This window comes from Acidisoma sp., assembly GCF_035492295.1.
GTDB lineage: Bacteria > Pseudomonadota > Alphaproteobacteria > Acetobacterales > Acetobacteraceae > Acidisoma.
The window spans coordinates 1-9,218 of sequence record NZ_DATJJK010000111.1 but is presented as its reverse complement, the minus strand read 5'-3'; the positions used below and the strand labels follow the sequence as shown (position 1 = coordinate 9,218).

Here is a 9,218-nt window from a genome sequence, read left to right as displayed (position 1 = left end):
ATGGCGGCCTCGCCGAGCTTGCCAACCCGACGCGTTACGAAAGTTACGCTTCCATACTATCTCGCGCTGGACGCGAGCAGGTGATCGTGGAGGCGAATGCACCGCCGCCGACCGAATTGCAGAATTGGTCTATGCACTCCTATGGCGCGATGTTCTGCGAGGTTCGCGTCAATCCCGTCACGGGCGAAACGCGGGTCAACCGTTTCCTTGGATCCTTTGATTGTGGACACATCCTGAATGCCAAGACAGCGGCGAGCCAGTTCCGTGGTGGCATCATCATGGGTCTCGGACTTGCTCTGATGGAGGAGACGCAGTTTGACGGGCGGAACGGGCGTGTTATGAACCCAAGCTTGTCCGAGTACCACATACCCTCGCATATGGACGTTCCCGATATTGACGTGATCTGGAACAATATTCCAGACCCGCACACGCCTATGGGTGCGCGCGGCATTGGAGAGATTGGCATCACAGGTACCGCCGCTGCCGTTGCCAACGCGGTTTTCAATGCCACCGGAAAGCGGATTCGTGACCTGCCACTGACGCTGGACAAGCTCATGTGACATTCTGATTCCCCGCCCCAGGGCAATGCAGGTCGCCCCCGACCAAGTATGAGTGTTTGTCGAGGCACCAGTGATCGCAGGCCCTGGGGCGGGGGTGTTTCTTTGTGGCAGCGAACACTCGGCCGAAGCAGCTGCTCCAGTTCCGGACGCTCTCGGACCTGACGATGACACGATGCGCCGCCAGGATCGGCTCGACATCCCGCAAACTGGGGCCGCCGCAGTGATACGGTCGGTGCATACAACAATCTCCGATGGCAAGCGGGTTCTCGCAAACCTCTTTAGCGTTGCCATCAAGGGGAGATTAGAAAATCTTATAGCATCCCAAATCCACACGACGGCTAAAACCGTTGCGACAATGGATGGACCACCAGTTCGGGAGTCAGTGTTCCCGCAGGCGAACCTTGCATCAATGGCAGCGGTCCAAGGATAAGAGGCGTCAAAAATGGATTTGCGGATCAAAGGCCGAACGGCACTTGTTCTGGGCGGCGGTGGGGGCCTTGGGGCAGCCATTTCTCTGGCCCTGGCAGCGGAGGGTGCAAAAGTTGCGATCGCCGACATCAAGGGCGATGCCGCAGCGAGTGCCGCCCATCGGATCGATGCCGCCGGCGGGACGGCGATGGGACTGGCGTGGGACTTGGCGGATTTGTCTGTCATCGATCCTTCCGTCCGATCGATCGAAGCTTCGCTGGGACCTGTCGATATTCTTATCAACATTACCGGTGGGCCGCCCCCCACGACAGCCAGAGGGATTGATCCGGCGGTGTGGGCGGAGCATTTCAACTCGATGGTCCTGTCGGTCATCGCCATAACGGACCGCGTGCTACCCTCCATGCGTGATCGTCGATGGGGCCGAATCGTGACGAGCACATCATCGGGTGTAGTTGCACCGATCCCGAATCTCGGACTCTCCAACGCCCTCCGGCTTTCGCTGGTCGGTTGGTCCAAGACCCTCTCCGCCGAGGTTGCTCACGAGGGCATAACCGTCAATCTGGTCATACCGGGAAGAATCGCGACGGACCGCATCCGTTTCCTCGACGAGGCGCGTGCTCAACGGGAGGGCCGCAGCCTGGACGCCATTCAAAGCAGCAGCACGGCGACAATACCGATGGGGCGATACGGGACACAGGAGGAATATGCGGATGCCGTTACCTTCCTGGCCAGTGATCGTGCCGGATACATCACAGGATCGAGCCTCCGCGTCGATGGTGGTTTGATACAAAGCATTTAGCTGGAGATTGCCGATACATGTCTAACGAACCCGGCGCACCGACCGCGCCAATGGCTCCGCTGGACCCAAGCATCCGCGCGGTGTTGAGCAATCTCTCCACCGCCTCCATCACGATGGCGCTGCTAAAGAGTGGGCTAAGGAATGTCTGGATACGCGGGGCACGGTCGATCGAGCCAGACTATCCGCGAGTGGTCGGGCGCGCGTTCACGCTCCGCTTTGTTCCCGCACGCGAAGATCTGGCGACACCGGAGTCGCTATCTTCTGCCCGATCGACCCGGGGAGCGATGGATGTGATACCTGAAGGCTGTATTGCCGTGGCTGACGCAATGGGCATTACGGATGCGGGCATCTTTGGCGATATTCTTTGTGCTCGGATGAAATATCGTGGAGCGGCCGCCCTGGTGACGGATGGTGCTGTCAGAGATTTAGACGGTGTTCGCAAAACCGGCCTGCCGACTTGGTGCAATGGAGTTGCGGCTCCCCCGTCCGTTACCGGTTTGACATTCGTCGGCTGGCAAGAGCCAATCGGATGCGGCGGCGTCGCGATCTTTCCCGATGACGTCATCGTCCTCGATGCTGATGGCGCCGTGGTGATTCCAAATTCCCTCGTCGACCAGGTAGTAAAGACCGCGCCCCATGCGGAGGTTTTCGAGGCCTGGGTTCTGCAGCGGGTCGAAGAAGGCCGCAAGCTGATGGGCTTGTATCCACCCTCCGATGAAACAATCGAAGAATTTCAAGCCTGGCAACGAGAACGATCCTAAAAAGGCGACGTTTGATCAAATAAAGAGCCGCACTCGATGGAGTGGGGTGGCGGCTCTCCTACCGGAGCGATGCAGGATCTCCAAGCTCGATCTGTTGCGCAATCCATGGGATGGAATCGCATATAGCAGGGAGGACCTTTGCCTGAAGCAGATCACGGCTGAAGCGGGCAATCTCCAAGGGTAGCCGTCCGAGTTCCTGATGTCGGGCGATCAAGACGAGTCGCCGCCGTAAACGAGGGCCGGGCAAAGGGTAAATCCGGAGGTGCTGCAGGGAGATCCCGGACTCGTAGGTGCAGAGTGGCGTTGTGATTGCCCAGCTCGCGCCGTGTGCGACGGCGGAAGTGACGCCGAATGGCGTATTGAACTCCTGAGACCGCGGAAGATCTAGTCCGATGCGGCGGAGATGGAGCTCCACTTCCCGACCAACCTTCGTTTGCGGGCTGAAGCGGATAAACGCTCTCGAAAGGCTCAATTTGACCAGGTCATCGAGATTGTTGATCGCAGGAAAGTCTGGCGGGGTGACCACCACATAGGGCTCTTCAATCAGCCGTCGCTTCTCCAGCCCTTCCAGCGTCTCAATATCATCAACACGGATGAAGAGTTCGAGTCTCCGATTGAGTATTGCGCCGGTGTGGGAGGCCGTCATTCCCCAGACAAATGAAACGTAATCGGACACTGTCGACAGATGCGTCGCCAATTCGGGCATCAGCGCCCGTGAAAGCGATTCGACGAAGCCGACACGGAGCAGAGGCAGATTGCCGCGCCGTGTTTCACGGAGAAGCGGGCTGATTTGTCGCGCATCGGCCAACAAGGCGCTAGCTCGCTGCCTCAGGACGGCGCCACTGGGGGTCAGTCCGAGCGGGCGCACGCTGCGATCGAAGAGCACGGTGCGCGTGCGTTCCTCCAGCTCGGCAATTGTCTGCGATACCGCCGGCTGTGTAACACCCAGCACCCGCGCCGCGGCCGCCATTGTTCCATGATCGCACACTGTGAGGAATGCCTCCAGGGAGCGCAAATCGAAGGGGATGGCGTCGTCGCGCATCGTGAAACGTCCCTATTAGAAAGACTTATAATGTCTCAAATCTACGCCAAGAGTATTCTTCGTCAACCTTGGCACCTAGCCGAAATAAAAATAGAAATCGGGGGTTGGAAATGGCGTTCAGAAGTCGGCTATTCGTTGGAGTATGTGTTGGTGCCGTCCTGACGCTTTTGTCGGGCATCGCCGCGAAAGCTGATGACGCCTATACTACTCAAGCCAAGGCTTATATCGCCAAAGTAACGCAGCCAGGCTCCTCCTGGACCGGGCCAACCACCGGCCCTGCCGCGCAGCCCGATAAAACCGTCATATTCGTCGATTACGACGAGCGCAACAGTGGGGGCCGCTCTGTCGGACAGTTCGCTGGGGAGGCGGCCAAGGTCATCGGGTGGAAGTACCGCGTGCTCGATGGCCAAGGGACCATACAGGGTCAGACGGCTGCTCTGACACAGGCGATCGCCTTAAAGCCCGATGGCATCATTCTTGGCTCCGTCGACGCAATCGGAATGAACTCCCTCATCCAGCAAGCGATCGATCACGGCATCAAAGTTGTCTCCTGGCATTCGGGCATGACCCCCGGCAAGATCAAAGGGTCGAACATCTTCGTCAATGTGACGACAGATCCGGTCGTGGTTGGGAAGGCTGCTGGCCTGTATGCTGTGGCGGATTCGAACGGGACGGCGGGCGCGATCCTATTTACAGACAGTGCCTATGCAATCACCATTGCCAAGACGAATGCGGAGCAGGCTGCTATCAAGGGCTGCAGTGGTTGCAAGGTTCTCGCGGTCGAGGACACGCCGCTCGGCGAGGTACACGACAGAATGCCGCAGCTCACAACCGCTCTGCTGACGAGATATGGAGCCCGCTGGACATATTCAGTTGCGATCAATGACCTTTACTATGACTTCATGGCGCCTACTTTGCAGGCGGCGGGTCTCGCGGGTGACGGTTCACCAAAGAATATTTCGGCCGGCGATGGCTCAGCATCGGCGTTCCAGCGCATCGATACCAAGCAGTATCAGGTTGCCACGGTTGCGGAACCGGTTCGGGAACAGGCCTTTCAGCTTGTTGACGAGTTGAACCGCGCGTTCGCAGATCAGCCCCCAAGCGGCTACATCAATCCGGTCCATCTCTTTGTCCCCTCCAATGTCAATGACGATCGTGGCGCAGGCGGCATCTACGATCCGCATAATGGATACGAGACAGCCTATCGGAAGATCTGGGGTAAATAGTGCATAGAGAGACCTGGATGACGCATCTTCGGTCCCATTTCTGAAAGACAGATGTACTGCCAGAACGAACAAATTGGTGATCGAAGACAGGCTTGCGTCGACAAGCATGCGGCTAATAGCGTTTGTCTGCGCCATTTGGTCGGGGACTGCTGCAAGGCGAGTTGGGCGGCAGTCGCCACGATCTTGCGATGACGTCCGACCAACCGCAGCAGCCAAAGGAGGATAAAGGATGACCGCCGCCGACCTACCTAAACCTGACTATATCCACAACATGCGTATGATCGGACATAGTGATCAAGGGGGACGACCCGACGCCGTTCAGGTGATGGTTAACAAGGGCCACGCCTATGTCGGGCACTTGTTTTCGCAGGGTTTTAGCGTGATCGACGTAACAGACCCAAGAGATCCTCGACAGGTCAACTATGTCCCCTGTCCGGACAATACGTGGAATCTGCATCTGCAGACGCACGGAGATCTTCTTCTCGTCGTGCATGCGAAGAACATGTGGGCTCAGCCAGAGCTTGCCGATGAACGAAATTATTACAAAGGCAAGGCAGATTTTCATGCCCATGCCGAAGCGGTCGGAGAGCGGAATTGGTCTGCCGGGCTTGCGGTCTACGACATTTCCGAGCCGGCTCAGCCGAGGCGGATTGGTTTCATGCCGGTCAACGGCGGGGGGCTTCATCGTGTCTGGTACGTCGGCGGTCGCTGGGCATACGCATCAGCTCTGATCGAAGGGTTCAGCGACTACATCTTTATTACAATCGATTTGGCTGATCCAAGCAATCCGAAAGAAGCGGGGCGATTCTGGCTGCCGGGCATGAACTTGGCGGCTGGTGAAACTCCTGCATGGCCGTCAACAACTGGACGCTATGGCTGTCATCATGGCGTCGTCAGCGGCGACATCGCTTATTGCGCCTGGCGCGACGCCGGCATGGTCATGGTGGATGTTTCCGATCGCACTGCACCTAAGTTGATCACCCACAAGAGTTGGGCGCCTCCTTTCGGCGGCGGCACTCATAATTGCCTACCGCTGCCCGACCGCGATCTGCTTCTTGTCTTGGACGAAGCCGTGCTCGACAACATGGAGGACGGGATAAAGCCGATCTGGGTCTTCGATTGTCGAGAACCACGGAATCCAATCAGCATTTCCACCTTTCCACTGCCGTCCGATAAGGATTATGTCGCGGTTGGTGGCCATTTTGGGCCGCATAATCTTTACGAAAACCGTCCCGGGAATTTTGTAAGCTCCGATATTATTTTCACGACCTACCAGAATGCCGGCGTTCGGGCTTTCGATATCAGGAATCCGTACCAGCCGAAGGAATGCGCCGCTTTCGTGCCGGCACCTCCAAAGCGGCTCATCGATCCACGCCCTGGTCGGCCGCTCGTGTTGCATTCCGCCGATGTCTTCGTCGATGCGAACGGGCTTGTCTATTGCACAGATTTCTCAGTCGGTCTCTACATCACGGAGTTTGTTGGGTGAATCAGGGTGAGCCGGTCGGAGACAAAGCTGCCGAGCCCGCTTTGCTTGTGTTGCGAGACATATCGAAGCAGTTCGGCGGCACAAAAGCCCTCAGTTCGGTGAGTTTTCGTCTTCAATCGGGTGAAATTTTGGCCCTTCTTGGAGAGAATGGCGCTGGCAAGTCAACACTGATCAAAATTCTCGCCGGCGTGCATTCACTCGATGCCGGCAGCATCACTTATCGGAATCAGGAGTCGTCGCATGCCGTGCGCGCTCTCCCGATTGCTTTCATCCACCAGGATCTCGGGTTGATTGAGTGGATGACAGTCGCTGAGAATGTTTCCCTGACGCTGGGTTATCCCAGGTGTTATGGGCTGATAGATTGGAGCGCCGTGAACAGCCGCACCTCCAAGGCGCTTGCCGCTGTGGGCGCGGATATTGACCCAGACAGTCGCGTCCAAAATCTTACCCGAGCCGAGAAATCCCTGGTCGCCATCGCTCGCGCCTTAGCCGCGGAGGCCGAGGTGCTGGTACTCGACGAGCCGACGGCAAGCCTTCCCGCGGACGAGGTGTCTCGCCTTTTTGCCGTTCTGAGGCGCCTGAGGGAACGGGGGATGGGAATCATTTACGTCTCGCATCGGCTCGACGAGATTTTCGAGATCACCGATCGAATGGTCGTGTTACGGGACGGCTCTGTTGCCGGTGAGCGCTTGGTCGCAAATACAACACCCGAGGAGGTCATTCTGCTCATCGTTGGGCGGGAACCGTCCCAGGTCTTCCGGCGCCCGATCGAACGTGCAGGCCCTGTAAGGCTGAGCGTTGAAGGCATGACGATCGGCGACGTCGGTCCGATTGATTGTGAGTTCCGATCAGGCGAGATTGTCGGGCTCGTGGGGCTTCGTGGAGCCGGACAGGAGAGCTTCGGCAGAGCCCTTTTTGGCCTCCTGCCGATCGATCAAGGGCACATCGAACTGGATGGGCAGCCCCTCAAGGTGCAGTCACCGCGCGAAGCAATGCAGCGTGGCCTCGCACTAGTCTGCGCCGATCGCGTCGGCGAATCCGTGTTGCCGGGCATGACGATACGAGAGAACTTCTTCGTCAATAACGTGATGGCTGGACTTCATCCTTGGTCTGTCGTCTATCCGAGCCGCGAGATCACTCAAGCTTTGACTCTTGGCAATGAGGTGGGATTGCGGCCTAACAATCCGGCGTTGTCTGTCGAGCTTCTGTCGGGCGGCAATCAGCAGAAGGTTGTTATCGGCCGTTGGCTGAATCTTGGCGGGAAAGTTTATATATTCGAAGATCCGACGGCTGGCGTCGATGTTGGCGCCAAGGCCGAAATATACCGCCTGTTCGACGTCGCATTGGCGGCCGGTTCCGTGATCATCATCATTTCGACGGATTTCGAGGAAGTCGCCAAAGTTTGTCACCGCACGCTGGTGTTCAACCGCGGTCGGGTCGCGGCTGAACTTGGCGCTGCGGAGCTATCCATCAAAAATCTTGTCGCTGTAGCCTCCGCGTCAGTTGGCTACTCTGGCGGGGCGAAACCGTTTTTGGATCATCTCGAGGATCGCAATGCAATCGCTTAAATCCAATGCGTTGGAACCAACCCGGTCCGAACTGGCTGCCTTGTCGCGCTGGGGCGCCGTGACCCGGCTATTGCCGATCTATGGCCTTCCGATTCTCGTTATTCTGCTTGTGATCCTGTTTTCTGCTATTCTCCCGGACACCTTCCCCACGGCCTTGAACGTAAGATTAATCCTCAGCGACAAATCGATCATCGCGCTATTGGCACTCGCTGCGATGATTCCCATGATGGCTGGTCGGATTGACCTGACGGTCGGTTTTGGCATCGTGCTTTGGCATATATTGGCGATCAGTCTTCAGGTCTGGTTTCATCTGCCTTGGCCTGTCGCGGTTCTTCTCGTTCTGATCGCAGGGAGTTTGGTTGGTCTCTTTAATGGTCTCCTCGTCGAAGTGGCACAGGTCGATTCTTTCATCGCGACGCTCGGCATGGGGACGATCCTCTACTCCCTCGCTCTGTGGCATACGGGCGGTCGTCAGGTCATCGGATTCTTGCCAAATGGCTTTCTTGACATCAACGCGCTCTCTATCTTCTCGATCCCGATGCCCGCGATCTATGTGCTGGTCTTGTCGATATTGATGTGGCTGGTCACGGAGCGGTTGCCTGTCGGCCGAGAGATCTATGCGATCGGCGCCAATGAAAAGGCGGCTGCCCTGAATGGCATTCCGGTCCGACGCCGTGTCATCGGTGTGTTCGTCGTGTCGGGATTCCTGACCGCCTTCACTGGCTGCGTTCTCGCGTCGCAGTTACGCATTGGGCAAGCTAATGTTGGCCTCGATTATTTGCTGCCGGCCTTGGTGGGGGCCTTTCTCGGCTCCACGACGATCAGGCCGGGTCGGGTGAATGTCTGGGGCACGATTTGCGGTGTCCTCATCCTCGCAGTCGGCATTTCAGGCATCCAGCAACTCGGAGGCGCCTTCTATGTCGAGCCGCTATTCAACGGCGTCACCCTCGTCGTCTCCATCGCCCTTGCCGGGTTCGCCCAGCGCCGGCGAACGAAGGTGCGCGCTATGCCGCAGCGCGCGGCGATCAGGCCAGTATCTTGAGGCTTTGTCAGTGTTCCTCGGCTCCTTGGCGGAAGGTCTTACACTTTGGCGCATCGCGATGCCGCCGGGAGCGGACATCCCCCATCAAATCTCAACTTAAATCAACACAATTATTTTCTTAGTTACTGAGAGTTCGCCGACAAACCGAATATTCAGAAAAGACAGAAATCTGCTAATATTGGTGGCGTAATCATCTATAGATTTTTGCTATTGCAGCACGAAGCGCCTTTATTGCTTATTTGTCCAATCGCCCTTCAAACTTGGTCGAACGAACGGCTGCTGCAAGCGTGAAGGGGAACTTCCAT

At 57.4% G+C, this 9,218-nt stretch carries 8 protein-coding genes; 7 read left to right on the top strand and 1 reads right to left on the bottom strand.

Annotated elements, in window-relative coordinates:
- The 3 genes from VL752_RS08005 to VL752_RS07995 form a co-directional block, all read left to right on the top strand.
- A partial coding sequence (locus VL752_RS08005; RefSeq protein ID WP_325353923.1) for a xanthine dehydrogenase family protein molybdopterin-binding subunit occupies nucleotides 1-560 on the top strand: 560 nt, incomplete at its 5' end.
- A 442-nt stretch (nucleotides 561-1,002) separates the two neighbouring features.
- A complete protein-coding gene (locus tag VL752_RS08000) occupies nucleotides 1,003-1,788 on the top strand; it encodes an SDR family oxidoreductase (RefSeq protein WP_325353921.1) in 786 nt (261 codons plus the stop codon).
- 17 nt (nucleotides 1,789-1,805) lie between these two features.
- Nucleotides 1,806-2,549 (top strand): ribonuclease activity regulator RraA, encoded by a 744-nt coding sequence (locus VL752_RS07995; RefSeq protein WP_325353919.1) that lies wholly within the window; start codon nucleotides 1,806-1,808, stop codon nucleotides 2,547-2,549.
- A 58-nt stretch (nucleotides 2,550-2,607) separates the two neighbouring features.
- Here the strand turns inward: VL752_RS07995 and VL752_RS07990 are convergent, their stop codons facing one another.
- The gene (locus VL752_RS07990) at nucleotides 2,608-3,591 is read right to left on the bottom strand and encodes a LysR family transcriptional regulator (protein ID WP_325353917.1); all 984 of its coding nucleotides are present in this window, start codon (nucleotides 3,589-3,591) and stop codon (nucleotides 2,608-2,610) included.
- 110 nt (nucleotides 3,592-3,701) lie between these two features.
- Here VL752_RS07990 and VL752_RS07985 point away from each other — a divergent pair, with 110 nt between their 5' ends.
- The 4 genes from VL752_RS07985 (at nucleotide 3,702) to VL752_RS07970 (ending at nucleotide 8,913) form a co-directional block, all read left to right on the top strand.
- Nucleotides 3,702-4,817 (top strand): substrate-binding domain-containing protein, encoded by a 1,116-nt coding sequence (locus VL752_RS07985; protein WP_325353926.1) that lies wholly within the window; start codon nucleotides 3,702-3,704, stop codon nucleotides 4,815-4,817.
- Nucleotides 4,818-5,046: 229 nt separating this feature from the next.
- On the top strand, nucleotides 5,047-6,303 hold the full coding sequence (locus VL752_RS07980; RefSeq protein WP_325353915.1) for an LVIVD repeat-containing protein: 1,257 nt from the start codon (nucleotides 5,047-5,049) through the stop codon (nucleotides 6,301-6,303).
- Nucleotides 6,300-7,871 carry a sugar ABC transporter ATP-binding protein gene (locus tag VL752_RS07975; protein ID WP_325353913.1) on the top strand — a complete coding sequence of 524 codons (1,572 nt, stop codon included), beginning with the start codon at nucleotides 6,300-6,302 and terminating at the stop codon, nucleotides 7,869-7,871. The genes VL752_RS07980 and VL752_RS07975 overlap by 4 nt, the downstream gene beginning before the upstream one ends.
- 70 nt (nucleotides 7,872-7,941) lie before the next feature.
- A complete protein-coding gene (locus tag VL752_RS07970; RefSeq protein WP_325353910.1) occupies nucleotides 7,942-8,913 on the top strand; it encodes an ABC transporter permease in 972 nt (323 codons plus the stop codon).
- The last annotated feature ends 305 nt before the right edge of the window (nucleotides 8,914-9,218 follow it).